This is a genomic window from Pseudoxanthomonas sp. PXM01 (assembly GCF_014851815.1).
Taxonomy (GTDB): domain Bacteria; phylum Pseudomonadota; class Gammaproteobacteria; order Xanthomonadales; family Xanthomonadaceae; genus Pseudoxanthomonas_A.
In genome coordinates this window covers 1-24,891 of record NZ_JACVAJ010000003.1, presented here as the reverse complement: position 1 = coordinate 24,891, position 24,891 = coordinate 1, and the positions used below count along the sequence as shown (strand labels likewise).

Annotated in this window: 24 protein-coding genes; 15 read left to right on the top strand and 9 right to left on the bottom strand. The window is 66.0% G+C overall.

Translation table 11 applies throughout. The features are described from left to right. Positions 1 to 8 precede the first annotated feature (8 nt). Both IB230_RS16680 and IB230_RS16675 read right to left on the bottom strand, forming a co-directional pair. The gene (locus tag IB230_RS16680; protein ID WP_192273997.1) at positions 9 to 1,643 is read right to left on the bottom strand and encodes a TldD/PmbA family protein; all 1,635 of its coding nucleotides are present in this window, start codon (positions 1,641 to 1,643) and stop codon (positions 9 to 11) included. A 171-nt stretch (positions 1,644 to 1,814) separates the two neighbouring features. Next, positions 1,815 to 3,443: a TldD/PmbA family protein gene (locus IB230_RS16675; protein ID WP_192273996.1), complete on the bottom strand. Its 1,629-nt coding sequence runs from the start codon at positions 3,441 to 3,443 to the stop codon at positions 1,815 to 1,817. Positions 3,444 to 3,567: 124 nt separating this feature from the next. Between IB230_RS16675 and IB230_RS16670 the strand changes: the two genes are divergently transcribed. Both IB230_RS16670 and IB230_RS16665 read left to right on the top strand, forming a co-directional pair. Beyond that, complete coding sequence (locus IB230_RS16670; RefSeq protein ID WP_192273995.1) at positions 3,568 to 4,404, top strand: NYN domain-containing protein; 837 nt, start codon at positions 3,568 to 3,570, stop codon at positions 4,402 to 4,404. Beyond that, positions 4,404 to 5,003, top strand: a complete 600-nt coding sequence (locus tag IB230_RS16665) for a DUF938 domain-containing protein (RefSeq protein WP_192273994.1) — start codon at positions 4,404 to 4,406, stop codon at positions 5,001 to 5,003. Before IB230_RS16670 ends, IB230_RS16665 begins: the two co-directional genes overlap by 1 nt. A 3-nt stretch (positions 5,004 to 5,006) precedes the next feature. On the opposite strand, the gene IB230_RS16660 is transcribed toward IB230_RS16665, so the two are convergent. Together IB230_RS16660 and IB230_RS16655 are read right to left on the bottom strand one after the other, a co-directional pair. Then, on the bottom strand, positions 5,007 to 5,441 hold the full coding sequence (locus IB230_RS16660) for a VOC family protein (RefSeq protein WP_343227352.1): 435 nt from the start codon (positions 5,439 to 5,441) through the stop codon (positions 5,007 to 5,009). After that, positions 5,438 to 6,145, bottom strand: coding sequence for an iron-containing redox enzyme family protein (locus tag IB230_RS16655; RefSeq protein ID WP_192273993.1), 708 nt, complete (start codon positions 6,143 to 6,145; stop codon positions 5,438 to 5,440). Before IB230_RS16655 ends, IB230_RS16660 begins: the two co-directional genes overlap by 4 nt. A gap of 221 nt (positions 6,146 to 6,366) precedes the next feature. Here IB230_RS16655 and IB230_RS16650 point away from each other — a divergent pair, with 221 nt between their 5' ends. Further along, a complete protein-coding gene (locus IB230_RS16650) occupies positions 6,367 to 7,194 on the top strand; it encodes a hypothetical protein (protein ID WP_192273992.1) in 828 nt (275 codons plus the stop codon). 45 nt (positions 7,195 to 7,239) lie between these two features. Here IB230_RS16650 and IB230_RS16645 read toward each other — a convergent pair whose 3' ends face one another. Further along, positions 7,240 to 10,947 carry an indolepyruvate ferredoxin oxidoreductase family protein gene (locus IB230_RS16645; protein WP_192273991.1) on the bottom strand — a complete coding sequence of 1,236 codons (3,708 nt, stop codon included), beginning with the start codon at positions 10,945 to 10,947 and terminating at the stop codon, positions 7,240 to 7,242. 155 nt (positions 10,948 to 11,102) lie between these two features. Between IB230_RS16645 and IB230_RS16640 the strand changes: the two genes are divergently transcribed. The 10 genes from IB230_RS16640 to IB230_RS16595 all read left to right on the top strand — a co-directional run bounded on the left by IB230_RS16640 (position 11,103) and on the right by IB230_RS16595 (position 17,882). Next, positions 11,103 to 11,735 (top strand): tetratricopeptide repeat protein, encoded by a 633-nt coding sequence (locus tag IB230_RS16640; protein ID WP_343227351.1) that lies wholly within the window; start codon positions 11,103 to 11,105, stop codon positions 11,733 to 11,735. Positions 11,736 to 11,784: 49 nt separating this feature from the next. Further along, the gene (ggt, locus tag IB230_RS16635) at positions 11,785 to 13,518 is read left to right on the top strand and encodes a gamma-glutamyltransferase (protein ID WP_192274430.1); all 1,734 of its coding nucleotides are present in this window, start codon (positions 11,785 to 11,787) and stop codon (positions 13,516 to 13,518) included. A 165-nt stretch (positions 13,519 to 13,683) separates the two neighbouring features. Further along, the gene (locus IB230_RS16630; protein ID WP_192274429.1) at positions 13,684 to 14,175 is read left to right on the top strand and encodes a hypothetical protein; all 492 of its coding nucleotides are present in this window, start codon (positions 13,684 to 13,686) and stop codon (positions 14,173 to 14,175) included. 60 nt (positions 14,176 to 14,235) lie between these two features. After that, the gene (locus tag IB230_RS16625) at positions 14,236 to 14,730 is read left to right on the top strand and encodes a hypothetical protein (RefSeq protein WP_192273990.1); all 495 of its coding nucleotides are present in this window, start codon (positions 14,236 to 14,238) and stop codon (positions 14,728 to 14,730) included. A gap of 129 nt (positions 14,731 to 14,859) precedes the next feature. Continuing rightward, complete coding sequence (locus IB230_RS16620; RefSeq protein WP_192273989.1) at positions 14,860 to 15,327, top strand: hypothetical protein; 468 nt, start codon at positions 14,860 to 14,862, stop codon at positions 15,325 to 15,327. Positions 15,328 to 15,436: 109 nt separating this feature from the next. Further along, positions 15,437 to 16,153 (top strand): hypothetical protein, encoded by a 717-nt coding sequence (locus IB230_RS16615; protein ID WP_192273988.1) that lies wholly within the window; start codon positions 15,437 to 15,439, stop codon positions 16,151 to 16,153. Between the two features lie 126 nt (positions 16,154 to 16,279). Then, positions 16,280 to 16,522 (top strand): DUF1653 domain-containing protein, encoded by a 243-nt coding sequence (locus tag IB230_RS16610; protein WP_192273987.1) that lies wholly within the window; start codon positions 16,280 to 16,282, stop codon positions 16,520 to 16,522. 7 nt (positions 16,523 to 16,529) lie between these two features. After that, complete coding sequence (locus IB230_RS16605; protein WP_192273986.1) at positions 16,530 to 16,775, top strand: hypothetical protein; 246 nt, start codon at positions 16,530 to 16,532, stop codon at positions 16,773 to 16,775. Between the two features lie 105 nt (positions 16,776 to 16,880). Continuing rightward, complete coding sequence (locus tag IB230_RS16600) at positions 16,881 to 17,426, top strand: DUF1697 domain-containing protein (RefSeq protein WP_192273985.1); 546 nt, start codon at positions 16,881 to 16,883, stop codon at positions 17,424 to 17,426. Positions 17,427 to 17,459: 33 nt separating this feature from the next. Continuing rightward, complete coding sequence (locus IB230_RS16595; protein ID WP_192273984.1) at positions 17,460 to 17,882, top strand: hypothetical protein; 423 nt, start codon at positions 17,460 to 17,462, stop codon at positions 17,880 to 17,882. Between the two features lie 331 nt (positions 17,883 to 18,213). Here the strand turns inward: IB230_RS16595 and IB230_RS16590 are convergent, their stop codons facing one another. The 4 genes from IB230_RS16590 to zwf form a co-directional block, all read right to left on the bottom strand. Further along, positions 18,214 to 19,938 carry an ExeM/NucH family extracellular endonuclease gene (locus IB230_RS16590; protein WP_192273983.1) on the bottom strand — a complete coding sequence of 575 codons (1,725 nt, stop codon included), beginning with the start codon at positions 19,936 to 19,938 and terminating at the stop codon, positions 18,214 to 18,216. Positions 19,939 to 20,272: 334 nt separating this feature from the next. Continuing rightward, positions 20,273 to 20,791 (bottom strand): c-type cytochrome, encoded by a 519-nt coding sequence (locus tag IB230_RS16585; protein ID WP_192273982.1) that lies wholly within the window; start codon positions 20,789 to 20,791, stop codon positions 20,273 to 20,275. Positions 20,792 to 20,926: 135 nt separating this feature from the next. Continuing rightward, positions 20,927 to 21,640: a 6-phosphogluconolactonase gene (gene pgl / locus IB230_RS16580; protein ID WP_192273981.1), complete on the bottom strand. Its 714-nt coding sequence runs from the start codon at positions 21,638 to 21,640 to the stop codon at positions 20,927 to 20,929. A gap of 87 nt (positions 21,641 to 21,727) precedes the next feature. After that, the gene (zwf, locus tag IB230_RS16575; RefSeq protein ID WP_192273980.1) at positions 21,728 to 23,206 is read right to left on the bottom strand and encodes a glucose-6-phosphate dehydrogenase; all 1,479 of its coding nucleotides are present in this window, start codon (positions 23,204 to 23,206) and stop codon (positions 21,728 to 21,730) included. Positions 23,207 to 23,328: 122 nt separating this feature from the next. On the opposite strand from zwf, the gene IB230_RS16570 reads away from it, so the two are divergent. Together IB230_RS16570 and IB230_RS16565 are read left to right on the top strand one after the other, a co-directional pair. Beyond that, positions 23,329 to 24,078 carry a GntR family transcriptional regulator gene (locus IB230_RS16570; RefSeq protein ID WP_192273979.1) on the top strand — a complete coding sequence of 250 codons (750 nt, stop codon included), beginning with the start codon at positions 23,329 to 23,331 and terminating at the stop codon, positions 24,076 to 24,078. Positions 24,079 to 24,490: 412 nt separating this feature from the next. Further along, positions 24,491 to 24,891: putative Ig domain-containing protein (locus IB230_RS16565; protein WP_343227350.1), on the top strand; the 401-nt coding region annotated here is incomplete at its 3' end.

Below are 24,891 nucleotides of genomic sequence, written 5' to 3'. Positions count from 1 at the left end.
TGCGCCGGTCAGCCGAGCGAGCGGGCGGTGTTGATGACGTTCATGCCGTTGAAGCGCGCGGTGGACGACCCGTGCGACACCGCGGATACCTGGCCGGGCTGGCCCTTGCCGTCGAAGAACGAACCGCCCAGGCGGTAGTCGCTCTCGTCGCAGATCGCGGTGCAGGCGTTCCAGAATTCCGGCGTGCGGATCTGGTAGGCCACGTCCTCGAGCTGCTGGGTGATCTTGCCGTTCTTGATCTCGTAGAACAGCTGGCCGCCGAACTGCGCGTTGTAGCGCTGCTGGTCGATCGAGAACGAGCCGTCGCCGATGATGTAGATGCCGTTCTCGACGTCCTTGATCATGTCGGCCACCGACAGCTTGGTCTTGCCCGGGGCCAGCGAGACGTTGGCCATGCGCTGGAACTGCACGCTGCTCCACGAGTCGGCGTAGCAGCAGCCGTCGGATTCGTCCTTGCCCAGGATGTGGGCCTGGTCGCGGATGGTCTGGTAGTCGACCAGCTTGCCTTCCTTCACCAGGTCCCAGCGCTTGGTCTTGACGCCCTCGTCGTCGTAACCGACCGCGCCCAGGCTGCCGGTCTGCACCTTGTCCGCGAACAGGTTGACGATGCCGCTGCCGTACTGGAACGCGTCCTTGCGCTTGTCCAGCGTGGCGAAGCTGGTGCCGGCGTAGTTGGCCTCGTAGCCGAGCACGCGGTCCAGTTCGAGCGGGTGGCCGACGTTCTCGTGGATGGTCAGCCAGGTATGCGACGGGTCCAGCACCAGGTCGTACTTGCCGGGCTTCACCGACGGGGCGGTCAGCTTGGCGCGCGCCTGCTTGGCGGACGCGATGGCGTCCTCCTTCATGTCGTACGACAGGCCGTAGTTGATCACGCCGTTCGGCGTGGCGTACTTCTGCGAGGCGTCGCCGTCGAGGTACTCATAGCCCATGCCGACCGGCGAGGACAGGCCGTCGCGGGTGCGGAACTTGCCGCTGGCCTTGTCGATGGCGGTGACCGTCATCGGCACCCAGATGCGGTGCACGTCCTGGTCGATGTAGGAGCCGTCGGTGCTGGCGAAGTATTTCTGCTCGTTGACCACGAACATCATCGAGTTGACGAAGTCGGCGCCGGCGTTGATCGCCGCCGCGTTGACGCCCAGCAGCAGGTCGACCTTGTCCTTGATCGGAACTTCCATCGCGTTCTTCTTGATCGGCGTCTTCCACGACACCTCGCCGAAGCCCGGCGCCTTGGCCAGCTGCACCGGCGCGGTCTGGGTCTTGCTGTTGGCGGTGGCGATCGCGGCGGCCTGGCGCGCGGCGGCGGCCACGCCCTCGGCGGTCAGCGTGTTGGTGGCGGCGAAGCCCCAGGCGCCGTTGGCGATCACGCGGATGCCGGCGCCGGTGGACTCGGTGTTCACCACGTTCTGCACCTTGTCTTCGCGGGTGATCACGAACTGGCGCAGGTAGCGGCCGATGCGCACGTCGCAGTACGTGGCGCCGGCCTGCTTGGCGGCGGCCAGCGCGGCGTCGGCGAGGCGCTTCTTGAACGCGACATCGAGGGTGGACTGGAGTTGCTCGGCGGCGATCGCCTTGCCGAAGTAGGACGGCACCATCAGGCCGCCCACGGTGAGGCCGGTCAGGGCCAGGAAGTCACGACGTTGCAAGGCTGTTCTCCACCATTGGGCCTGCGCGGGGCAGGCGGGGGACTGCGACGGACGCGTTGTGGCCCGCGCCATGTCCACCGCGCGGGTCGTCCCCGATTCTTGCGCCGCGGTGGAGACAGCGTCAAATGACTTTCGGCATACACACCGCGTCGCGATGCCCGGATCGCGCGATCAACCCAGGCTGCGGGCCGTGTTGATGATGTTGATGCCGTTGAAGCGCGTGGTCGCCGAGCCGTGCGAGACCGCAGAGACCTGGCTGGGCTGGCCCTTGCCGTCGAAGAACGAACCGCCGAGGCGGAAGTCGCGCGCGTCGCAGATGGCGGTGCAGGCGTTCCAGAACTCCGGCGTGCGGATCTGGTAGGCGGCGTCCTCGATCTGTCGCGTCACCTGGCCGTTCCTGATCTCGAAATACAGCTGGCCGCCGAACTGGGCGTTGTAGCGCTGCTGGTCGATGGAATACGAACCACGGCCATGGATGTAGATGCCGTTCTCCACGTCCTTGACCATCTCTGCCACGGTCAGCGGCGTCTTGCCCGGCGCCAGCGAGACATTGGCCATGCGCTGGAACTGCACGCTGCTCCACGAGTCCGCATAGCTGCAGCCGTGCGAGGCGTCCTCGCCCAAGATATGGACCTCGTCCCGCGTGGCCTGGTAATTGACCAGCACGCCGTCCTTCACCAGGTCCCAGCGCCGAGTCTTGACGCCTTCGTCGTCGTAGCCGACCGCGCCGAGGCTGTGCGGCTCGGTCTTGTCGGCGGTGAAGGTCACGATCGGGCTGCCCCACTGGAAGCGCTGCTCGCGCTTGTCCAGTGTGGCGAAGCTGGTGCCGGCGTAGTTGGCTTCATAGCCGAGCACACGGTCGAGCTCCAGCGGATGGCCGACGTTCTCGTGGATGGTCAGGAACAGGTTGGACGGGTCCAGCACCAGGTCGTACTTGCCGGGTTTCACCGACGGCGCGGTCAGCTTGGCCCGCGCCTGTTTCGCCGCGGCTACGATGTCGTCGCGCAGGTCGTACGAGGCGCCGTACGCCACCACGCCACCGGGCAGCGCGATCTTGTCGGCCGGGTTGGCGTCCAGGTATTCGTAGCCCATGCCCATCGGCGCGGACAGGCCGTCGCGCGTCTTGAACCTGCCGGTCGCCTTGTCCACCACGGTCACGGTGAAGGGCACCCAGATGCGGTGCACGTCCTGGTCGATGTAGGAGCCGTCGGTGCTGGCGAAGTACTTCTGCTCGTTGATGACGAACATGCGCGAGGCCGCGAAGCTGGCGCCGGCCGACAGCGCGGTGGCGTTGGCGCCCAGCAGCAGGTCGACCTTGTCCTTCACCGGCACCGCCATCGCGTTCTTGACGATCGGCGTCTTCCACGCCACCTCGCCGGTGCCGGTCAGTGGCGCGAGCTGCACCGGCTTGCCCTGGATGCGCGCATTGGCGCGGGCGATGGCAACGGCCTGCCGCGCGGCGGCCGCGACGCCGTCCGGCGTCTGGTCGTTGGTCGCGGCGAAGCCCCAGGCGCCCTGCGCGATCACGCGCACGCCGATGCCGGAGGACTCCGTGTTCACCACGTTCTGCACCTTGTCCTCGCGGGTGATCAGCGACTGCCGCAGGTAGCGCCCGATGCGCACGTCGCAGTAGGTCGCGCCCGCGGCGGTCGCCGCTGCCAGCGCGGCATCGGCCAGGCGCTTCTTCTTCGCCACGTCACCGGGTTCCAGCAGGGCTTCGGCGGCGATGACGCGCGTGCCGGGCAGTGCGAGCCCCGCGAGGGTGAGGCCACCGAGGGCGAGGAAGTCGCGTCGTTGCATCGATCGGGTCCTGGAGCGGAAGCCTCCGGACTGTCGTCGGCACACGCGGCAACGTCAAGTGACGCCGGTCATGCCGCGGCGACGTGGTGCACAATGCACCCGATCCTGCACAGGAATGGCGCACATGAAATCCCGTCCGGTCGCCCGGCCCGAAAACGACGACGAACAGCCGCGGCTGGCCGTGCTGATCGACGCCGACAACGCGCAGCCCGCCGTCATCGAAGGCCTGCTGGCGGAAACCGCCAAGTACGGCGTCGCCAGCGTCAAGCGCATCTACGGCGACTTCACCAGCACGCGCATGACCCAGTGGAAGCAGGCGCTGCTGAAGCATTCGATCAACCCGGTGCAGCAGTTCGCCTACACCAGCGGCAAGAACGCCACCGACAGCTCGCTGATCATCGATGCGATGGACCTGATGTACACACGCCGGTTCGACGGCGTCTGCCTGGTCTCCAGCGACAGCGACTTCACCCGCCTGGCGCAGCGCCTGCGCGAGGAAGGGCTGACCGTGTACGGTTTCGGCGAGCGCAAGACGCCGGACGCCTTCGTGCAGGCCTGCGACAAGTTCATCTACGTCGAGGTGTTGCGCAGCGAAGTACCGGCACCGCCTGCGCCGCCGTCGCCACCGAAACCCGCGAAGAAGGCGGCCAAGCCGGCCGCGAAGAAGCCTGCCGCGCAGGCGGAACCGACCGCCGCACCCGTGGTGGAGGCAGGCAGGCACGAATCGTTGCCGCTGCGGCTGATCCGTCAGGCCATCGAAGAGGCCAGCGATGACCAGGGCTGGGCCTTCCTCGGCAGCGTCGGCAGTTACCTCAACAAAGTGCGCCCCGATTTCGACACCCGGCTGTACGGGCACAAGAAACTCAGCGACCTGCTGAAGGCGCATCCGCGCCACTTCACCGTCGAGGAGCGCGGCGGCGACAATGGCCTGAAGCGCATCTACGTGCGTTCTGCCGGCTGATGGCGGCGGAGAAACCATTCGCGCCCTCGTGCGAACGCAACCAGGGACCGATCCTCGACGTCCTGCAGCGCCATCTAGGCGACACGCGCCGCGTGCTCGAGGTCGGCAGCGGCACCGGCCAGCATGCCGTGCACTTCGCGGCGGCGATGCCGTGGCTGACTTGGCAAACCAGCGATCGCGCCGATAATCTCCCGGGCATCACGGCCTGGCTCGACGACATGGCGTTGCCGAACACGCCGCCCACGATCGAACTCGATGTCGACGGCCCGTGGCCTGACGCGACCTTCGATGCGGTGTTCACCGCCAATAGCCTGCACATCATGGGCTGGCCCCAGGTCGAGGCATTCTTCGCCGGCGTCGGCGAGGTGCTTGCGAAGAACGGCCTGCTGATCGTCTACGGCCCCTTCAACTACGACGGCGACTTCACCAGCGACAGCAACCGCGCTTTCGAGCAGTGGCTGAAGGATCGCGATCCCGCGTCCGGCATCCGCGATTTCGAGGCCGTCGATGCGCTGGCGCGGGGCATCGGCTTGGTGCTGATCAAGGACAACGCGATGCCGGCGAACAACCGCTGCCTGGTCTGGCGACGCGGCGGCTGACGCTCAGGGAATGAAGGTCTGCTCGGGATCGTCGAAAGACTTGAATTCGAGCGCGTTGCCGGAGGGGTCGAACAGGAACATGGTGACGTGCTGGCCGGGCTTGCCCTTCAGGCGCAGGTGCGGCTCCTCATGGAACGGAATGCCGGCGGCCTTGAGCCGCATGGCCAGCGCCTCCCACGCAGCACGGTCCAGGTTCATGCCGAAATGCGGTACCGGTACCGCCTCGCCGTCGAAGCGTCCGTTGTGCAGCGGCCGGCCGTCGGCGCCGATGTGCGCGACCAGGTGGTGACCGAAGAAATCGAAGTCCTGGTACGAGGTATCGCGGCGGCCCATCGTGCAGCCCATCACGCCGCCATAGAACCCGCGCGCCTCGTCCAGGTCGCGGACCGGGAACGCGAGATGGAACTGGGCGATCGATGCCTCTGCCACCGCGTTCACGACGCGACCTCCAGCGGCGGTGCATACGCGTCCAGGATGTTCTGCCAGAACAGGTTCCAGGCGGTGATGCTGCGCTCGTAGCCGCGTGCCAGCTCGGGCAGCACGCTGGGGTCGTCGCGCAGGTATTCGTCGATGGCGGCGCGGGTCAGCTCGCCGTGGATGATGTCCTCCTCGCCGGTGTGGATGGTCCAGAACTCCCAGTCGATCGTGTCGGCGTTCGCCTGCAGGTAGGGGTGCGTGCGCATGTGCTCGAACATCACCGACAGGTAGGTCTGGCAAAGGCATTCGCCTCCCATTCCGCGCAGGCCCACGCCGTAGGCGACGGGGTGGCGGGTCATGTCGCGCGTCAGTCCCTGCAGGATGCGCTCGTTGGCGGGCAGCACGTTCGACAGGTCCTGGCGGTCCACGCCGATGCTGGTGAGGAAGCGGTCGTACACCGTCGGATGCGCGCGTGCAGGATCGCCTTCGCCCAGCTCCTCGGTCAGGATCTGGCCGAGCAGGCTGCGCAGGCCGCCGAACGGCAGGCGTGCGACCAGCAGTGCGAGGTCGCTGATGTAGTCGATGGTGAAGAAGCGGTACTGGATGCAGAAGCCGCGCAGCGCCTCGACATCGAGCTCCGGCAGGATCTTCATGCGCTGGGCGGCCAGCGCTTCGGTGGATTCCTTGGCGGCGTCGGCGAAACGCCAGAATTGCTCCCGGTTCATGGGCTGCGCATGCATCGATGGACTCCTGCGGATGGGGCGCGACGCATCACCAGCACTCATGCGCACGAGCGCGCCGTTCCTCCGGATGATGGTGAGCGCAGGCGTGAGCAGCGCGTGCAAAGAGGGAATGAACAGGACGTGCCGCTGCGCGATTAATGCAATGCGAAGCAATGTGAAGAGAAGCTGCGGCCACCTGCGCGTGCGCTTGCTAGCATCCGGCCATGACGTCGCTACACCACGTGTCCCTGCTCGAACGCGCATCGCCCGTCGTCGACGAAGGCGTACGCCTGTTGTGGACCAGCGGTTGGGATTCGACGTTCCAGCTGCTTCGTCTGCTGCTGAAGCACCGGCTGGTGGTGACGCCCTATTACCTGGAGGATCCGACGCGGCCCTCCACGGCCACGGAACTGCAGAGCCTGCAGCGGATCACCGAGGCATTGCATGCCCGGCATCCGCATACGCGCGACCTGCTGCGGCCGCTGCGGCGGTTCCGCGTTGCGGAACTGGATCACGATGCCGACATTGCAGACGCATTGCGCAGGGTGCGACGGCACATGTACATCGGCAGCCAGTACGCCTGGCTTCCGCAATTCTGCATACAGCACGGCATCGACGGCATCGAGCTGAGCGTGCACGTGGACGACAAGGTGCAGGCACTGCTGTCGTCGAAGGTGGAGGCGTTCGAACAGGCCGGCACCTACCGCAGCTTCCGGCTGTCCGTGCGCCATGCGGGCACGCCGGAGTACACCTTGTTCCGCCACTTCAGCTTCCCGCTGTTCCCGATCGACAAGCGCGCGATGCAGGACGAGGCCGCGCGCGAAGGCTGGAGCGCGCTGATGGACATGACGTGGTTCTGCCATCGTCCGTTGCGTGGCCGACCCTGCGGCGCTTGTGCGCCATGCGTGTACACGATCGAGGAAGGCCTCGCGTGGCGCGTGCCGCGGACGCGCCGCGCGCTGTCCTTCGTCTACCGGACACTGGCGTTGCCGCTGAAGCCGCCGTTGCGCAGCGCACTGGCCACGCTCGGGTTAAGAGGCGCGCGCTCCTAGCCCGCACACAGGAAAAACCCCGCCGGAGCGGGGTCTTCTGTCTGCTTACGCCGCCTGCACGATGTGCAGCGCCTTCGGATTGCGCCACAAGCCCAGCAGCTCCGCTTCACGCGCCTTGGCGGCGTGCTGGTGCTTTTCCTTGACGTGGCCGTAGCCGCGGATGTGCTCGGGGATGCTCGCGATCTCCACGGCCAGGCCCAGCTTGCCGGCATCCAGCGCGGCCAGCAGCTCGCCGATGGTCTTCTCGTAGTCCGCGATCAGCTGGCGCTCCCCCTTGCGCTCGTCGGTGTAGCCGAACACGTCGAAGGTGCCGCCGCGCAGGAAGCGCAGCTTCGCCAGCAGGCCGAACGCCTTGAACACCCACGGACCGTATTCCTTCTTCATCAGGCGGCCGTGCGCGTCCTTCTTGGCGAACAGCGGCGGCGCGAGGTGGAAGTGCACCTCGTAGTCGCCGTCGAACTGCTGTTGCAGGCGCCGCTGGAACTCGCCGCTGGTGTACAGGCGCGCGACTTCGTACTCGTCCTTGTACGCCATCAGCTTGAAGAAGTAGCGGGCCACCGCCTCGGTCAGCGCGGTCGAACCGGGCGCCCGGGTGTTCTCGGCGCTGCGCACCTGCGTCACCAGATCGGTGTAGCGGCGGGCGTAGGCGGCGTCCTGGTACTCGGTCAGGAACGTGGTGCGGCGTGCGATCAACTCGTCCAGCGAACGCGACAGGCGCAGGTCGTCCAGCGGCAGGAAGGCGACGTCCGCGTCGCCCGCGCCGTCTTCCGGCAGGCCGCGCAGCTCGCTCTCGTTGCCGGGATTGCGCGGTGCCGCGTTGGCACCCCATTCGGTGCTTTCCCACTCGCCCGGCGGCAGCACCTGCAGGGCACGCGGCGTGCGTTCGCTCTCGGTCTGCGTATTGCGGATCAGGCCGGCGGCTTCCTGCACCGCCTGCGGATTCACCACGGCCAGTCGGCCCCAGGCGAAGGCGGTCTTGTTCATCTCGATGGCGGCGCCATTGAGCTCGACCGCACGCATGATCGCGTCGAACGAGATCGGTACCAGGCCCTGCTGCCAGGCATAGCCCAGCATGAAGAGGTTGCTGCCGATGGCGTCGCCGATCAGCGCGGTCGCGATCTGCGTGGCATCGACCAGCAGCGGGTCGCGGCCGCCCAGGGCGACCTTCACGCCGGCCACGATGTCGGTGGCGGGGAACTGCATGTCCGGATGGGTGGTGAACGTGCCCGGCATCGCCTCGTAGGTGTTCAGCACTACCTGCGAACGTTCGCCGCGCACCTTCGACAGCACCCAGTAGTCGTTGACCACCACCATGTCGCAGCCCAGCACCAGGTCGGCTTCGCCGGCGGCGATGCGCACGGCGTGGATGTCTTCCGGCGTGCGTGCGATGCGGATGTGCGTGGTCACCGCGCCGCCCTTCTGCGCCAGGCCGGTCTGGTCGAGCACGCTGGCGCCCTTGCCTTCCAGATGGCCGGCCATGCCGAGCAGCGCGCCGATGGTCACCACGCCGGTGCCGCCGACGCCGGTGATCAGGATGTTCCAGGGTTCATTGAGGTCCGACTTGAATGCAGGCGCCGGCAGCGCGGCGAGCAGGTCGGCGGCGTTGGCCTTCTTGCCCTTGCGCGGCGTGCCGCCGTGCACGGTGACGAAGCTGGGGCAGAAGCCGTCGACGCAGCGGAAGTCCTTGTTGCAGTTCGACTGGTCGATCTCGCGCTTGCGACCGAATTCGGTTTCCTTCGGCAGTACCGACACGCAGAAGCTCTTCACGCCGCAGTCGCCGCAGCCTTCGCAGACCAGCGTGTTGACCATCGTGCGCTTGGCCGGGTCCGGCAGCTTGCCGCGCTTGCGGCGGCGGCGCTTCTCGGTGGCGCAGACCTGGTCGTAGATCAGGATGGAGACGCCCTTCACTTCGCGCAGGCGGCGCTGCACGTCGTCCAGTTCGGCACGGTCGAAGAACTCCACGCCGCTTGGGAACAGCTCGCGCTTGCTCCACTTGCGGATGTCGTCACTGACCAGGACGATCGTGTCCACGCCCTCGGCGCGCATCATGTGTGCGATCTGCGGCACCGACAGCGTGCCGTCCACCGGCTGGCCGCCGGTCATCGCCACCGCGTCGTTGTAGAGGATCTTGTAGGTGATGTTCACCCCGGTGGCGACCGACTGGCGCACCGCCAGCGAACCGGAGTGGAAGAACGTGCCGTCGCCCAGGTTCTGGAAGACGTGCTCGGTCTCGGTGAACGGCGCCTGGCCCGACCACGTCACGCCTTCGCCGCCCATGTGGGTGAAGGTGTCGGTGTCGCGGTCCATCCACGTCACCATGTAGTGGCAGCCGATGCCGCCGAGTGCGCGCGAACCTTCCGGCACCACCGTCGAGGTGTTGTGCGGGCAGCCGCTGCAGTAGTGCGGCACGCGCGGGAAGTTGGCGCGCGGCAGCGCCATCTCGGCTTCCTTCTCTTCCATCCAGCGCAGGCGCTGTTCGATGGATTCCGTGGTGAAGAAGCGCTGGATGCGGCGGCCGATCACGCCGGCGATCGTCGCCGGGGTCAGCTCGCCGGTGGACGGCAGGATCCACTCGCCGCCCTCGTCGTACTTGCCGACGATGGACGGGCGCGTGCCCGCGCTGGCGGGCCAGTTGTAGAAATACTCCTTCATCTGCCGCTCGATGAAGGCGCGCTTCTCCTCCACCACGACGATGTCTTCCAGCCCCTTGGCGAACTCGGTGATGCCGACCGGTTCCAGCGGCCAGGTCATGCCGACCTTGTAGACGCGGATACCGATGTCGGCGCAGGCCTGCTCGTCCAGGCCCAGGTATTCCAGCGCCTGCAGCACGTCCAGGTAGCTCTTGCCGGTGGTGACGATGCCGAGGCGCGCGCGCGGCGAATCCAGCACGATGCGGTCCACCTTGTTCGCCCGTGCGAACGCCTGCGCCGCGGCGACCGCGTACTTGTGCAGGCGCATCTCCTGGTCGAGCGGCGGATTCGGCCAGCGGATGTTCAAGCCGCCCGCCGGCATCGCGAAGTCTTCCGGCAGGATGATCTCGCGCGCGAACGGATCCACCTGCACCGAGGCCGACGACTCCACGGTCTCGGCGATCGTCTTGAAGCCGATCCAGCGGCCCGTGTAACGGCTCATCGCCCAGCCGACCAGACCCAGGTCGAGGATGTCCTGCACGCCGGCCGGGTTCAGCACCGGCATCATCGCGCTGACGAATTCGTCTTCCGAGCCGTGCGGCAGCGTCGAGCTGCGGCAGTTGTGGTCGTCCGCCGCCAGCGCGAGCACGCCGCCGAACTTCGAAGTGCCTGCGGCGTTGCCGTGCTTGAACACGTCGCCGCAGCGGTCCACGCCGGGGCCCTTGCCGTACCACATCGAGTACACGCCATCGACGGTGGCGCCGGGGAACAGGTTGGTCTGCTGCGTGCCCCACACCATGGTCGCGCCCAGGTCCTCGTTGAGGCCCGGGGTGAACTTCACGCCGGCGGACTCGAGATGCTTGCGTGCGCGCCACAGCTCCAGGTCGAAGCCGCCCAGCGGCGAGCCGCGGTAGCCACTGATGAAGCCCGCGGTGTTCAGACCGGCGGCCTGGTCGCGCAGCCGCTGCATCAACGGCAACCGCACCAGCGCCTGCACGCCACTCAGGTAGATGCGGCCGTCGGTGCGCGTGTACTTGTGTTCCAGCGTGTAGTCGCTGTCGATCACCCCGATCTGCGGCGTATTGGCGGACGAGGGCGAGGTGAGTTCGGCGGTGCTGGTCATGGCGGGCCCAAAGCGGCTGGCGAGGCCCGATAACCCCTCGGGCGTGAAGGCGCGCATTGTAACAGCGGCATTTTCTGTGACGCGCATCACTGCGTCGTTGTGCGTTGCAGCGGTTAGGATGCGCCGGGGGGCTGTTGTAGTCCGGGGGAAACGTAGTGAAAGCAGGCAAGTGCACACTGCTGGCCATCGTGCTGGCATCGGCGGTCTTTTCCGCGCAGGCACAGTCGGTGCCGAAGCCGAAGGAATTCTATTTCGACGAGGACCGCGCGGCCGTGCCGGTGGTCGCCATCACCGGCGTGGAAGGGGCTGCGCTGGTGGACCAGCTGGTGAAGGCGCGCGAGCGTGGCCGCAAGATGGTCGAAGCCACTGCGCAACTGGGGCACATCGCGCTGAACGATGGCCGTGCCGACCTGGGACGGCAGCTGTACCAGCAGGCCCTGAGCAGCACGCAGTCCGGCGGCAACCTGTGGCGTTCGATCAGCTGGAACTACGGCTGGGACCTGTATCGCCTGGGCGAACACGAGGCGGCGTTGCAGCAGTGGACGCCGCTGGTCAGCGCGGTCCGCGGCCCCTCGTGGGTGCCGCCCACCCTCGCGCTGGCACTGTGGAAGCAGGGCCGCAAGGAAGACGCGGTGCAATGGTACGGCGCGGCCGTGCGCACCGAGCCCCTGCTGTGGACCGATGCGCGCAACTACGCCACGCTGCTGCCCGGCTGGCGACAGGAAGATCGCGACACGCTGGCCGAAGTGCTCGGCGCCTGGCAGGCCAATCCGCCGGTCTGGCCGTAACGCGTAAGATCGGCGGATGAAGGCGCGCACCGTGCGCCATCCTCCGTCCATGATGCGCACCCTTGCTTCGCTGTGCCTAGCGACGGCGTTGACCGCCGCCGCCGGTATCCCCGCTTCCGCCGCCGACCGCATCACCGGTCGCGCCTTCGCCACCCGCTCCGATGTCATCGCGCCACACGCGATGGCGGCCACCTCGCATCCGCTCGCCACCCAGATCGCGCTGGACGTGATGAAGCAGGGCGGCACCGCGATGGACGCGGCCATCGCCGCCAACGCGGCGCTGGGCCTGATGGAACCCACCGGCAACGGCATCGGCGGCGACCTGTTCGCCATCGTCTGGGATCCGAAGACGAAGAAGCTGCACGGCTACAACGGCTCGGGCCGTTCGCCGAAGTCGCTGACGCTGGACCATTTCAAACAGCAGGGCATCGCCGACATTCCCGCGCACGGGCCGTTGCCGGTCAGCGTGCCCGGCGCCGTCGATGGCTGGTTCGCTCTGCACGAGCGTTTCGGCAAGCTGCCGATGCGCGACGTGCTGGCGCCGACCATCCGCTACGCGCGCGACGGCCATCCGGTGCACCAGACGATCGCGTATTACTGGCAGCGCTCGGTGCCGCGGCTGTCGAAGTTCCCAGGCTTCACCGAGCAGTTCACGATCGACGGCCGTGCGCCGCGCACCGGCGAGATGTGGAAGAACCCTTACCTGGCCGACACGCTGCAGAAAATCGCCGATGGCGGCCGCGACGCGTTCTACAAGGGCGATATCGCGCGCACCATCGATGCCTACTTCAAGGCGAACGGCGGCTTCCTCTCGTACGAGGACATGGCTGCGCACCATGGCGAATGGGTCACGCCGGTCAGCACCAACTACCGCGGCTACGACGTGTGGGAACTGCCGCCGAACGGGCAGGGCATCGCCGCGCTGCAGATGCTCAACGTACTGGAAGGCTACGACTTCAGCAGGATCCCCTATGGCAGCCCCGAACACGTGCACCTGCTGGTGGAGGCCAAGAAGCTGGCCTTCGCCGACCGCGCGCGCTGGTACGCCGACCCCGCCTTCCAGCCGTTGCCCGTCGCGCGCATGATCTCCAAGCCGTACGCGCGCGAGCGCGCCAAGCTGATCTCGCCCGACAAGGTGCTGCGCGAAGTGCAGCCGGGCACGCCGAAGGAACTGGAAGAGGGCGACACCATCTACATGACCGTCGCCGACAAGGACGGCATGATGGTCTCGCTGATCCAGTCCAACTACCGCGGCATGGGCAGCGGCATGACGCCGACCGGCTTGGGCTTCATCCTGCAGGACCGTGGCGAGATGTTCGTGCTGAAGGACTGCGACGGCGCCACGCCGCATCCGAACTGCTACGCGCCGGGCAAGCGTCCGTTCCAGACCATCATCCCGGCCTTCATCACCAAGGACGGCAAGCCGTGGGTCAGCTTCGGCGTGATGGGCGGCGCGATGCAGCCGCAGGGCCACGTGCAGATCGTGATGAACCTGGTCGACTTCGGCATGACGCTGCAGGAAGCCGGCGACGCGCCGCGCGTGCAGCACGACGGTTCCACCGAACCGGTCGGCAGCGCCACCGTCATGAGCGACGGCGGCGTGGTGCAGCTGGAATCCGGCTTCCCGTACGAAACCGTGCGCGCACTGATGGACAAGGGCCATCACGTCGAATGGGCGCTGGGTCCGTATGGCGGTTACCAGGCCATCCAGCGCGATCCGGAGACCGGTGTGTACTACGGTGCCAGCGAGAGCCGCAAGGATGGGCAGGCGGCGGGGTATTGAGGGCGGCGCGCGAAGGCTGTCATAGGTTGGAGTGAACGGAGTGAACCCCAACATCGCAGCGGTGCAGGGTCAGTGTGTTGGGGTTCGCAGGCTCACCCCAACCTATGGGGCTGGTCGAGCCAGCGTCCTCTGTAATGTCGGAGAAGGAGCAATGCGTTGAAGAACGTGTTCAAGTGCCTGCTCGCATTGCTGAGCATCGTTAGCCCTATTGGACTCTGTCGTGAATCTCCAGACCAAGTCGTGAAGGACTTCTATCGATGGGCGATCAGGCCTTCCCCAGCCGAGATTGGGCGGGGATATGCGCCGATTCAAGTGCTTCTTGGCAAAGAGCTTTACGCGGCACTCGAAGCGCAGAAGGGCTATGAGCGAGCCTGTGCTGCGCTGGTGCCTCCAGACGTCAAGCCTTACATGCTAGATCAGAGTCCGTTCTTTCTTTGGCCGGACAAAGCGAAAACGCTGAGATCGACGGATGCGCTGGTTTCGGGGGACCAAGCGATGGTGCGAGCGACACTGGTGTATGACGACCTTGTTTGGACGGACGCGGTTGCGTTGAGATTCAAGGATGGCCGATGGGTCATACAGAATATCGAGTGGGAGGAAGGCCGTTCACTGCTGGAACGGCTTGTTAGCTTTGCATCCCATCGCTGCACGAAGTAAGCGCTCAACCCGTCCTGCGGACGCGGAATCCTGTCTCAGGAATTCCAGGGGAAACTCGTAATGAAATGGCTGCTGCTCTTCTTGATGATGCTCGTTGCACCGGTGGCGATGGCGTGCGAATGCGGGGAGGAACTTACCTCCGAGATGGCCAGGAAAGCGCCCAATGTCTTCGTGTTTCGGGTCATCAGCCTCGAGGTTGGCGAGGTCGATGGCACTCGTTACGCTGTTGGAAAGATCAGGGTGATCGCCAACGTGCGAGGAAAGACGGTGGCGCGTGCGATTTACTACCGGACGGGTTGGTGCTGTGGTATCAGCATGTCGCCGGGGCTTGACTACATTGGATTCCTTCCGAGTGATTCCGAGCGATTTGAGGTCACCACTGCGACCGTTATCCGAATCTTCATGGGACAGTTCGACAGGCGTGAAGCTGACGAGCTGGAAGCACTGCTGCGGGGCAGGAAGACGCTAACGGATGCATTCCCGCTAGGGCCGCGCGCGATCACACGGGACTGGCCTCTCGCTCCGCCATGTTCGGTGGCCGAGCAACGGCAGTGATACTACCGTGCAAGCAGTACGTAGCACGGGGGTCGCGAAGCGATAGCCGTCGTTTTGCAGTTGGTATCGTTTGGGAGGCGTCCTTGGCTCAACCCATCGCAAGAACTCCGCATCGAGGAAGGCGAATCCATGAAGACATGGCTCATGCTTGTGGTGTTTGCGCAGGGCGTCGTAGAACCGCCGCGTTCACCTGCGGCACACCGGCCGCTGGAAGAGCGTGCCTTCTGTACTGCGAGCGTGGGAACTGAGGCCAGGACAGTGGAGAGCTTGCAGGGCGACTACCGCATCGTCGGGCTGACGCCGAAGGATCGCGCGCCTTATTCGGGCACGATGAAGATCGTGGCCTCCACCGCCACCGAGATCCGCCTCGAATCAAGGATCGGCACCAGGACCCGGCACGCCACAGCGCGCTACATGCGTTGTGGTGAAGGCGTCAAACAGCTGTATGTCACCGTCGATCACCCTGGCACACCGCGGCAGCTGTACTGCGTGGTGCACAACGACTATGACAACCTGCATCGGGCCACCTGCAGCGGGCAGGCCAGCGACGGCGACGGGGACAAGGGCCTGGAGGCATGGTTCGAGATCGTGCCGTAAGCGTTACGTGGTCGAGCCAAACACGTAGGATGGATTGAGTGTAGCGATACTCATCACTCTACTCTTCACCTGATCCTACGAAATGACCCGCCAGTGAGGGCATCGCATCGTGAAGACAAAGTTCAGCGGCAGAAACGTTGCTCTGATGGTTGTCCCTGCTGCGCTCGTGATAGGTGCTGTTGTCGTGACGCCTGTTGTTTCTGATCATCTCGCTGAGAAGCGGGAGAACTTCGACCGTGTCCGGGCTCAGAAAGAGGCGTTGTACAACGCTCGACTTCAGCCGTGTCCGGAGGGCATCTACCATCCAGGGGAGGAAGCCATCGTGCTGAATCCGGGAGAGATAGGCGTCGACATTTTCCCGGCATTCGATCCGCCGGAAGGCTTCAGACTCTCAAGCACAGCATTGTCGGGCTACAGCGGAATAACGGGTGTTTCCTATCCCCCACCTCCACCACCTCCACCAGGAGTCAAGGCAGTTCCCGGATCGCCAACGGACACTACGCTCCGATTCAAGCAACGTCCGCCTGTCGCGCTCGATCAAGAGGTGGCTGATCGCGTACACAGGGTCTTGAAGACGGAGATTGTCGAGGCGGATGCGGAGCGCAATCTGGGACTGGATGGCATCGGCTACGTCTTGAGGCATGACGACAAGTGCGCTACCACGTGGTCGCCCGAGCCGGGTACGCGAGCACACAAAATCGTCGGATTGGTCCATGCGCTCAACGAGTTGAGCACAAAGAAATCCGACGAGATCGGAGTGCTGCAGGAAGAAGTCATTCGCCTGACCAACGAACTGGACGCCGATAGACGCGAGCTTCTTGATTGATGTGTAGGATGGGTCGAGCGAGGCGACGTTCAACGGAAGAGCCGGTCTACCCATTGCTTGACTCTCAAACAGACCACGATGGGTATAGCCTGCGGCTCAACCCATCCTACGAATCTGGATACCGACATGGCCACATTGCCCACGCTTCCCGACCTCGCCACCGGCCTCTACCGCCACTACAAGGGCAACGATTACGAAGTGGTCGCGGTGGCGCGGCACAGCGAGACGCTGGAGCCGTTGGTGGTGTACCGCGCGCTGTACGGTGAAGGCGGCCTGTGGGTACGGCCGTACGTGATGTTCTGTGAGGACGTGGTGGTGGATGGGCGTACCGTGCGCCGCTTCGCACCAATCAAGCACGCACAGCAGTGAGGGGCGCATGGGAAAGCTGTCGAAACTGAGGGCGTGGATCAATCGCGATGATGGGCGATTCTACCGGGTGGGTAATGCACCCATCGGTCCCTTGAGCATCATCGGTGGCCTCTTCGTCGCCGCCGCGTTGATCCTGTCGCAACTGCATCGGCATGCAGCACTACATGTGGCCTGGCCGACTGCCGCGGGGATCATCGGTGTGGCGCTGCTGTTCTTGGGTGGCTACAGGGACGATCGTCGCGATGACATCTGACTATCCTTTGGCATGATCTGAACGCCCTGGCCTCAACTGCCGGATACTTACTCGGCCATCCGTGCCGTATCAGCCGTCGCTGACATCAATCAACCAGGCATCCCCGTGTCCATATGCATAGCCCTTCTCCGTGGCATCAACGTCGGCAAGGCCAAGCGCATCGCGATGGCGGACCTGCGCGCGTTGCTGGAAAGCCTCGGTTACACCGATGTCGCCACGCTGCTCAACAGCGGCAATGTCGTCTTCAAGGCCGGCAAGGGAACGCCGAAGAAGCTCGCTGCCGACATCTCGGCCGCCATCGTGGCGCGGCTGGGTATCGAGGTACCCGTCATCGTGGTGTCGGCGAAGGACTTCGCGCTGATCGCGAAAGAAAACCCCTTCGCGAAGACGGCCCCCGATCCCTCGCGCCTGCTGATCGCCTTCGTGCCGGACGCCAGCGCGCTGTCCGCCGTCTCCAGCATTGCGCCGCTGGTGACGCCGCCCGAACAGTTCCATGTCGGCGCGCACGCCGCATACCTGCACTGCGCCAGTGGCATTCTTGAGAGCAAGGCGGGGGAAGCGCTGGTGGGCAAGGCAGGCAAGGCGGCCACCACCCGCAACTGGGGCACCGTGCAGAAGCTGCAGGCGCTGGTGGACAAGATCGATGCCTGACGTCCGTCCCTTTCCCTGCCGACACCTTCGCCCATGACGATCGCGCGCTTCCGCCTGTTCCTGACCGCTTCCGTGATCCTTTCCCTCGCAACGATCGCGACGGTCTTCCTGCCCGACGGTTACTCGCAGGCGCTGGCCGATGCCTATGCCAGCGAGCCGCCGCCGTGGTTGTTCGAACACGAAGGGCTGATGATCGGGGTGGGGGGCGTGGCGCTGGCGCTCATGATCGCGGGCTACGTGGGCCTCTTTCTGTTGACGCGCTGGGGCCGCGCCCTGTCGCTGGCGCTCACCGGGCTCACCTTTCCCCTGTATCTGTTGACGGGTCCCACGCTGTCGTCGCCGCTCGAGTCGATGTTGACCGATGCGTCGAACCTGCTCTGGGGCGCGTGCCTGGCGCTGGCGTACTTCTCACCGATCGCGGCGCGCATCGAGGCAGGTACGGAATCCGGCTCGTAAGGTCGTCGATGTTCTTTTGTTCCCTGACGAGGCGTTTTCCTTCGACATGGGAAGCCCGGAACATCGTGCGCGAGGCTTTTTTGTTCGTCATGGAACAGAAAAGCCTCGTCATCTCACCCCAAGGCTTCGTCATCGAACAAAAGAAGCATCGAAGTCCGCACCTCCGAGGTGCGGCATCTCACTTGAAAGCCTTGTCGACACACTTCAATGCCTCGTCATGGCACTCAAGTGCTTCGACGTCGAAGAAAAAAGCTTCGCCAGCGGACTTCTGAGCCTTGATGCGGCCCTGCAGGACGGGTGAGGGAACACTGCGCCCGTCGTCGGCGCTGACTTAAAGATCGAACCCCAGCAGCAGCGGATCATGGTCGGAGCTGCGGAACGGGACGCTGGCGTCGCCATCGGCGTAGCCCTGGGCATCCTGTTCATCGGCGTTGATATGCCACTCGGCCGCGCCGCGCAGCTGCTTCGCCAGCGAGGGGGTGAGCAGGGCGTGGTCGAGGCGGCCGGTCAGGCCGTTGTAGACGTAGCTGTAAGGCTGCTCGACGCCCGCCTGCTTGAACGCGTCGATCCAGCCGGCGTCGTCGCGCAGCCAGCGCACCGGATCTTCCATCGCGTAGGCGTTGAAGTCGCCCAGCATCACCACGCGGTCGCTGCGCGTGCGCGTGGGATCGGTCTTCAGCCACGCGTCCAGGCGCTTGGACGAATCCAGGCGCAGCGCATTCCAACAACCGGCGCCATCCTTCTGGTCGGTGTCCAGGCCGGTGGCTTCGGAGCAGCCCTTCGACTTCAGGTGATTGGCGACCACGACGAAGGGCTTTCCATTGCCGCGCACGAAGGCCTGCGCCAGCGGGCTGCGGCTGCGCTCGCCGAACGGACCTTCCTCCAGCGTGGCGGGCTTGCCGGTCGGCTTCACCTTGTCGCTGCGGTAGATGATGCCGACGCGGATGGTGTCCGGGCCCGGACCTCGCTTCGCATCGACGAAGCGCCACGTGCCGCCGTTCGTGTTCAGGGCGGCGACCAGCTGCGCCAGGCTGGAATCGGCGCCATAGCCGTCGTTCTCCAGTTCCATCAGCGCGGCGATGTCGGGGTTGAGGCCGCGGATGGTGGCGACCAGCTTCGCCATCTGCGACTTCAACTGCTCGGGTGTCTTGGCGCCGCGTTCAGTGGGAAAGCCGCCGCCCTTGCCGTCGCCGTTGAACAGGTTCTCCAGGTTGAACGCGGCGACGCGCACATCGCCGGCGACCTGCGGCGCGGCTGGACGCTCTGGCGCGGCGATCGTCGGTGCGGCGGTGAGCTGCAGGCGCCAGCCGCCCATGCGTGGTTCGACGATGCCCTGCACGCCGGTCAGCACGGTGCCGGTGCGCAGCGGCTGGCCGTCCTTCACGTACCAGACGGTGGAGGGGTCGCGCTGCGTGCTGCCGTCGTCGAGCAGCAACGTGCGGCGCGCGTTGTCGGCGGCCAGCTGTTTCGCTTCCGCGCTGCCGGGCGTGGCGAGTTCGCTGGTCTGCCACAAGCGGCCGCCGAAGCTGGTGATCAGTTCGCCAAAGCGTTCGAGCGTGTGCGTGCCGCTGAGCGTGAGCGGGGTGTCGATGCGCACCAGCATGCCTTCGTAGCGTTCCCAGTCGTCGGGTTGCGAGGCCAGTATGGTCGGGGCGACCTCGCCTTTGCCGCGGGGCTGGATCACCGGCGCATGCAGCGCGGTCAGCGTGTCATCGCCACCTGCCTTGCGCTCACCGACGATGCCGCGCACGCGGACACGATCGCCTGCGGAGAGAGCCGGGGGCGTCGCGCCTTCGTCCAGCGCAACGAACAGGGCATCGGAGGTCTTCGGACTGCCATCGCCGGCGTCCTGCACGAAGAAGCCGCCGAGGCCTTCGAGGAATGCGCCGGTGACGACACCTTCGATGGTGACGGTCTGGCCGTCGAGCGCGCTGCGTTTGCCTTCGCCCTGCACCTGGCCGATGGGAATGACACGCTCCTTCGGCGTGGCCGCGCAGGCGGGCAGCGCGAGGGAGGCGAGCAGGGCGAGGGTAAGCAGCGAGCGGGCAGACGTCATCGGGAGGCGACCGGGAAGCGAGGCGGCAAGGGTAAACGGATTGGGTGACGGGCGATGCGGTGCCCGCGTGTTCCCCTCCCCCCGCGTGCGGGGAGAAGGTGCCCGGAGGGTGGGTGAGGGGCGACGGCGCCCCCGCATCATCGCGATCGTGATGTCTCGAACGTTACGGGGGCAGCCTTCGACCGTGGGAATGGGATTTCGTTCGCCCCCTCATCCGGCCTTCGGCCCCCTTCTCCCCCGTGGCGGGGGAGAAGGGGCATCTCCGACATGCGCTTATGGACCGCACAAACAAAAACGCCGCCCGGAGGCGGCGTTCTCTGGAAGGCGGTGCGCCTTACTTGCTGTTGGCCAGCATCCAGTCGACCGTGGCGTGGATCTGTTCCTCGGTGATGGCCGGGTTGCCGCCCTTCGGGGGCATGATGCCGCCGTCCGGACCGGTGAAGCCCTCGATGGCGTGCTTGTACAGCGTGTCCACACCCTTGCTGGCACGTGCGCCCATGCCGGCGGCCGTCAGCATCGGGGCCTTGCCCACGCCGTTGGTGTGGCAGGCGCCGCAGAGGTTCTTGTAGATCTCGCCGCCATCCAGCGTGCCGCCGTAGGCGACCTGGGAAGCAGCGGCGGCGGCCGCGGCGGCCGCGGCAGCGGCCTGCGCGGCGGCGCCGGTTTCGCCGGCATAGACCGCACCGGCCGGCGCGATGCGCGCCTCGGTGATCTGCACGGTCTTCGGGTTCACTTCCGGCGGCAGGCTGTCGTGCAGGAAGTAGGCGCCGACGATCAGGCCCGCGGTGACCAGCATCAGGAAGCCGATCACCATCGAGAAATGCTTGAGGAATTCGAGGTCGTAGTTACGCACTTTCCACCTTTGGCAGCACGGCCGGGGGCCGCGCATGGCTACGAAAACGGGGGTCGGCGGGCACCGTGGCGCCGCAGACAAGACCGCATTATAAGCAGGGCAGCCGGTTTTGCCTCAACACCGGCCTGCGGCGGCTCACGCGGTCAGGTAGACCTGCAGCGGGGCGCGCAGGGCCTGCAGTACGTGGTGCATCGGGTACTGCGCCCCGGCGCCGTGTCCCGACAGGGCCTGCTGGAGCACCTGCCGCTTCTCGCCGCCTTCGATGTGCAGGTAGAGATGGCCGGCATCGCGCAGGACGGGCAGGGTCAGGGTGATGCGGGGCTCGCCGGCGCCAGGCGCACGCATCGGCAGCACGGTGGCAGGGGTCGCTGGATCCATCGCCTCGGCCAGGCGGTCGCCGCCCGGGAAGAACGAGGCGGTGTGCCCGTCGCCGCCCATGCCCAGCACGGCGACATCCAGTGTGGACGGCAGTGCGGCCGCGACGTCGGCCAGGGCGTCGTCCGGCGTGGCGGTGGGGCGATAGAGCGGGACGAAGCGGGCTGCGGCGGCTTCGTGCTGCAGCAGGTGCTCCTTCACCAGTCGCGCATTAGAGCGCTCATGGTCGTCGGCAACCCAGCGCTCGTCGACCAGGGTGACGGTGACGTTCGCCCAGTCCAGCGGCTGCTGCGACAGCGCCTGCAGGAAGCGGCGCGGGGTGGTGCCGCCCGACAGCGCCACGCTGGCGTGGCCGTGCAGGGCCAGTGCCGTGCGCAGGTCGTCGGCCACGGCCTGGGCCAGCGCGGCGGCGACGGCGTCGCCATCGGGGAACGGGTGCAGTTGGATCTGCAGCGAGAGATCGGTGGGGGGCATGGCGGGTCTCGGGAGTGGGGGCTTCCCGGGGGAAGACAGGCCGGCGGTGCGCCGGGAGAAGGCCCCGCGGGTGAGGGGCCGGGCGCATCAGACGGTGTCTTCGTGCCAGGTGCGGCCGTCGCGTTCGACCAGGGCCACGGCGGCGCTGGGACCCCATGAGCCGGCCGTGTACGGCTTGGGTGCGTCGCGCTGGGTTTCCCAGGCGGCGAGGATCGGATCGATCCACGCCCATGCGGCTTCGACTTCATCACGGCGCATGAAGAGCGTCTGGTTGCCGCGCACCACGTCCATCAGCAGGCGCTCGTAGGCTTCCGGCTGGTGCACGCCGAAGGCCTCGGCGAAGCTCATGTCCAGCGGCACATGCTGCAGGCGCAGGCCGCCGGGGCCCGGGTCCTTGATCATCAGCCACAGCTTGACGCCTTCGTCCGGCTGCAGGCGCAGCACCAGCTTGTTGCCCATCACCGGGCCGGCGCTGTCCTCGAAGATGGAATGCGGGATCTGCTTGAAGGCGATGACGATCTCGGACACGCGCTCGGACAGGCGCTTGCCGGTGCGCAGGTAGAACGGCACGCCGGCCCAGCGCCAGTTGTCGACTTCGGCCTTCAGGGCCACGAAAGTCTCGGTGCGCGAATCGGGCTTGCCCAGTTCTTCCAGGTAACCCGGCACCGCGGCGCCGCTGCTGGCGCCGGCGCGGTACTGGCCGCGCACGGACAGGTGGGCGACGTCTTCGCCGCGCATCGGCTTGAGCGAGCGCAGCACCTTCAGCTTCTCGTCGCGCACGGCATCGGCCTGCAGCGCGGCCGGGGGTTCCATCGCCACCATGCAGAGCAGCTGCAGCAGGTGGTTCTGCACCATGTCGCGCAGGGCGCCGGAGGTGTCGTAATAGCCGGCGCGCTTCTCCAGGCCGACGGTCTCGGCCACGGTGATCTGCACGTGGTCGATGCGGCTGGCGTTCCACAGCGGCTCGAACAGGATGTTGGCGAAGCGCAGGGCCAACAGGTTCTGGACGGTCTCTTTGCCCAGGTAGTGGTCGATGCGGAAGATCTGGTTCTCCGCGAAGGCGCTGCCGACGGCGTCGTTGATGACCGCGGCGCTGGCCGAGTCGTGGCCGATCGGCTTCTCGATGACGACGCGGGCGTTGCCGGTGTTCAGGCCATGCGCGCGCAGGCGATCGCAGATGGCGACGAACAGGGTGGGGCTGGTCGACAGGTAGAACACGCGAATGCGATCGCCGGTGGACTGCAGGCGGGTGGCGAACTCGTCCCAGCCTTCGTCCTTGGTCGCGTCCAGCGCGAGGTAGCCGAGCTTCTGCAGGAAGGCGGGCAGCTTGGCCTTCAGCGTCTCGTCGCTGGCGGCGATGCGGGCGAGAGCCTCACCGACCTTGGCCTGGTATTCGGCGTCGCCCTGCTTGTCGCGGGCCACGCCGATGATGCGGCTGTCCTCGGGGATCTGGCCGTCGGCATAGCGGCGCAGCAGGCCCGGCAGCAGCTTGCGCAGCGCCAGATCGCCGGTGCCGCCGAAGATGACGAGATCGAAGGTGTCGACGGGCAGGGTCTTCGCGGTCACGGGCGTCTCGGTGCAGCTGAAGTGAGAGGCAACAATACCACCGGGGTACCACGGGATGCCAACAGGTCCGCTTTGTAAAAGGATTGTTGCGGTATTGGTACGGCACTGGTATCGTGATTCACATGCAAACGAACCTGCTCGAGGAATACCAGCGGCTGCAGACCGGTGAGTCCACCCGGGCCGTGGCCTACCTGCGCCTGCGTCGCGCGTTGCAGAACCTGATGGATGCCGGTGTGCTGCGGCCCGGGCAGGCGCTGCCGAGCGAGCGCGACCTGGCCCAACTGCTGGACCTGTCGCGGGTGACCATTCGCAAGGCGCTGGCAGGATTGATCGAAAGTGGTCTGCTCGTGCAACGCCAGGGCGCTGGTACCTTCGTCGCCGAACGTATCCTGCGCCAGTTCTCCCGCCTGACCAGCTTCACCGACGACCTGCGCGAGCGCGGGCTGAATCCGCAGGTGAAGTTCCTCGAGCGCTCGGTCGGCGAAGTGACGCCGGAAGAATCGATGGCGCTCAACCTGTCGCCAGGCAGTGGCGTGGTCCGCATGTATCGGCTACGGCACGTGGATGGTTCGCCGATCGCGATCGAGCGGACGCTGGTGCCGTATGCCCTCCTGCCTGATCCGGAGAGCGTGACCACTTCTTTATATGAGGCACTGGATGCTTACGGCCATCGGCCTCGCCGGGCCCTCCAGCGCCTGCGCGCCGTAGCCCTAGACGAAGAGGCGGCCCGCCACCTCGAACTGCCCGTCGGCGCCCCGGGCCTGCTGGTCGAACGCCGCGCCTTCCTAGAGGACGGCCGGGTGGTCGAATCCACCCGCTCGTACTACCGCGGCGACGCCTACGACTTCGTCGCCGAGCTGCAGAGCGACTGAGCCGCCTGTCGGCCCTGGCCGACCGTTCCTGAGTTTTCCGCCCCCTGCCAGTCCTGATCCGGACCGGCGGGGCGAGTTTTGTATTGCCTGCAAAAAAGCTCCGCTGATCCGTCAGGAAAAGCCTTCTGTCGGCCCCGGCGGCATTCTGACGCCGTCCTGATGCACTTCTGTGATGAAGTTCACGCGCTTACCTATTGACGTCAATGAGTTGACGTTAATTTAAAGTAAATGTGTAATAGACATCTCACTTCTCTGTGAGAGATGTCCGCTTTACGAAGTGAAGTGCGATGTGTGTCGTATGTCCGTTCAGGCAGGCCGATCGAGCCGCCGAAGGGCAATGCGACTTTCAAGACAGCCTTGGGGGAGGCAGTCCCGGCTGGCCGTTCTCCCGATCCAGCCGTAAGGGACCACCGTGTACGTCTCCACTCACTTCCGTCGTTTGGCCCAGAAGAGCCGCTCTGTCCTCGCTTTTGGAGCGTTGGCTCTCTATGGCGCGTTCGCGGCACCGGTGCTGGCGCAAACCCAGGTCGTCAACAACGCCAGCGTGACGGTCCCCGCCGGCGTGGTGGACACGAACCTGTCCAACAACACGGCAAGCGTGACGGTCAGTGTGGTGGCACCGAACCTGGTGATTGCCAAGACCGGTCCTGCGAATGCGGTGGTGGGCACGGCCTACAACTATGTGATCACGGTGACCAACAACGGCACGGCGCCGACGACGGCCATCGCGACGGTGACCGATGCGGTGCCGGCGGGCCTGACGATCAACTCGGCGACCGGCTGCTCAATCAGTGGCCAGACCGTGACCTGTTC

Bases quoted from the DNA above. Each gene is read 5' to 3' on its own strand.
- ggt (WP_192274430.1), top strand. From the start codon at position 11,785: ATGATGCGCACCCTTGCTTCGCTGTGCCTAGCGACGGCGTTGACCGCC.
- IB230_RS16675 (WP_192273996.1), bottom strand. From the start codon at position 3,443: ATGCAACGACGCGACTTCCTCGCCCTCGGTGGCCTCACCCTCGCGGGG.
- pgl (WP_192273981.1), bottom strand. From the start codon at position 21,640: ATGCCCCCCACCGATCTCTCGCTGCAGATCCAACTGCACCCGTTCCCC.
- IB230_RS16590 (WP_192273983.1), bottom strand. From the start codon at position 19,938: ATGACGTCTGCCCGCTCGCTGCTTACCCTCGCCCTGCTCGCCTCCCTC.
- IB230_RS16655 (WP_192273993.1), bottom strand. From the start codon at position 6,145: ATGAACCGGGAGCAATTCTGGCGTTTCGCCGACGCCGCCAAGGAATCC.
- IB230_RS16650 (WP_192273992.1), top strand. From the start codon at position 6,367: ATGACGTCGCTACACCACGTGTCCCTGCTCGAACGCGCATCGCCCGTC.
- IB230_RS16625 (WP_192273990.1), top strand. From the start codon at position 14,236: ATGAAATGGCTGCTGCTCTTCTTGATGATGCTCGTTGCACCGGTGGCG.
- IB230_RS16595 (WP_192273984.1), top strand. From the start codon at position 17,460: ATGACGATCGCGCGCTTCCGCCTGTTCCTGACCGCTTCCGTGATCCTT.
- IB230_RS16605 (WP_192273986.1), top strand. From the start codon at position 16,530: ATGGGAAAGCTGTCGAAACTGAGGGCGTGGATCAATCGCGATGATGGG.
- IB230_RS16670 (WP_192273995.1), top strand. From the start codon at position 3,568: ATGAAATCCCGTCCGGTCGCCCGGCCCGAAAACGACGACGAACAGCCG.
- IB230_RS16645 (WP_192273991.1), bottom strand. From the start codon at position 10,947: ATGACCAGCACCGCCGAACTCACCTCGCCCTCGTCCGCCAATACGCCG.
- IB230_RS16610 (WP_192273987.1), top strand. From the start codon at position 16,280: ATGGCCACATTGCCCACGCTTCCCGACCTCGCCACCGGCCTCTACCGC.
- IB230_RS16620 (WP_192273989.1), top strand. From the start codon at position 14,860: ATGAAGACATGGCTCATGCTTGTGGTGTTTGCGCAGGGCGTCGTAGAA.
- IB230_RS16665 (WP_192273994.1), top strand. From the start codon at position 4,404: ATGGCGGCGGAGAAACCATTCGCGCCCTCGTGCGAACGCAACCAGGGA.
- IB230_RS16570 (WP_192273979.1), top strand. From the start codon at position 23,329: ATGCAAACGAACCTGCTCGAGGAATACCAGCGGCTGCAGACCGGTGAG.